This window comes from Streptomyces scabichelini (genome assembly GCF_011045015.1).
GTDB classification, from domain to species: Bacteria; Actinomycetota; Actinomycetes; order Streptomycetales; family Streptomycetaceae; genus Streptomyces; species Streptomyces scabichelini.
This window is the reverse complement of sequence record NZ_JAAKZY010000457.1, coordinates 1-1538: the sequence shown is the minus strand read 5'-3', so window position 1 is coordinate 1538 and position 1538 is coordinate 1. Positions and strand designations below refer to the sequence as shown.

Here is a 1538-nt window from a genome sequence, read left to right as displayed (position 1 = left end):
GGGGGCTCGGGGTCGGAGTTGGGTTCGGGAACGGTGTCGGGTTCGCGAACGGTGACTTGGGTGGTGGGTTCGGTGGTCGTGGGGTCGGTGGTGCCCGCGTCCGGCAGGAGCTCGGCCACGGGCTCGGCCATGGGCGTGACCTCGGCCTCAGTCATGGCCGAAGTCACGGCCTCGGCCATGGATTCTGTCCTGGCCTCAGGGCCGACCTCGACCGGAGCCGTGCTCGCCAACGCCTCCAGCAGTTGTGCGTACGCTTGCCGCTTGCGCCCCCGCGGTGTCGTGCGGCCGGTTTCCCAGGAGCGCACGGTCTTTGGGGTGACGCCCACCCTGGCGGCGACCTCCGCCTGGCTCAGCGAGCCGGCCTCGCGCAGGCGGCGGCGTTCCTTGGGGAGCGGCAGCGGACTGGCAGGGCTGTGTGTCACCGGGCGCCCCTCCAGACGTAAAAGTGCATAAAACGTATATTGAGCGACACATCAGGGTTCGCCTATTACGCCGGGAAAGCGCGTGTCGTTGGGAGCATGGCGGGCGTGACTCACCCGACCGACCGCAACCGGACTTCGTCGCTCCCGCTCACCCGGTCGCCCGGACTGGCCGTCGGCCTCCTCGGCGGCGTTCTCGCGGCGGGGCTGGGGCTCGGCTCGTTCGCCGTACTCGTCATGCTCCTGTGGATCAGCTCGCCCTACCCGGACAGCGGTCCCGACGGGGCGTTGCACATCACCGCCGCTCTGTGGCTGCTCGCGCACGGCGTCGAACTCGTCCGCACCGAGACGCTCTCCGGCGTACCCGCGCCCGTCGGCGTCACCCCGCTGCTCCTCGTCGCGCTGCCCACCTGGCTGCTGCACCGGGCGGCACGCGACGCTGCGGAGGGCGACGGCAGGGGGGCGGCGGTGCCTGCCGTCCGTACCGCGTGGGGCGGTGTGGTCGCGGGTTATCTGGCGGTCGGTGCGGCCGTCACCCTGTACGCCTCGGGCGGCGAGCTGCGCCCGTCGTGGACGGTGGCCGTCGTATGGCCGCCGCTGTTCGTCGTGGCCGCGGCGGGGGCCGGGGTGTGGACGGCGTACGGGCATCCGCGCGGGCCCCTGCCGCAGCTCGCACGCCGTGCTCTCGACGCCCTCCCCACCGGTGTACGCCACCTCGTCGCCGACGGAGTTCTCGCAGCCACCGGGCGCGCGGCCGGGGCCGGGACGGCGGTGCTGGTCGGGGGCGGGGCCATGCTCGTGGGCACGTCGCTGGTGTGGCACGGAGGAGCGACCCGCACGTCGTTCCTGGAGCTCACCGAGGCGTGGTCGGGGCGTTTCGCCGTACTCCTGCTGGCGCTGGCACTCCTGCCGAACGCCGCGGTATGGGGCGCTGCCTACGCGCTCGGCCCGGGCTTCGCCCTCGGAGCCGGGCACGTGACGGATCCCTTGTCCTCGTCCCCTGCACCCATGCTGCCGCCCTTCCCCTTGCTGGCGGCGGTACCGGGAGCGGGCCCGGGGACACCGCTGAACTGGGCTGCGGGTGCGGTGCCGCTGGCCGCGGGGGTGGTGGTGGCGTGG

General features: G+C 73.3%; 2 protein-coding genes. One reads left to right on the top strand and one right to left on the bottom strand.

What is annotated here, in order from left to right:
* A partial coding sequence (locus G5C60_RS51400; protein WP_338146166.1) for a helix-turn-helix domain-containing protein occupies positions 1-422 on the bottom strand: 422 nt, incomplete at its 3' end.
* 96 nt (positions 423-518) lie between these two features.
* Between G5C60_RS51400 and G5C60_RS50625 the strand changes: the two genes are divergently transcribed.
* A partial coding sequence (locus G5C60_RS50625) for a cell division protein PerM (protein WP_241267668.1) occupies positions 519-1538 on the top strand: 1020 nt, incomplete at its 3' end.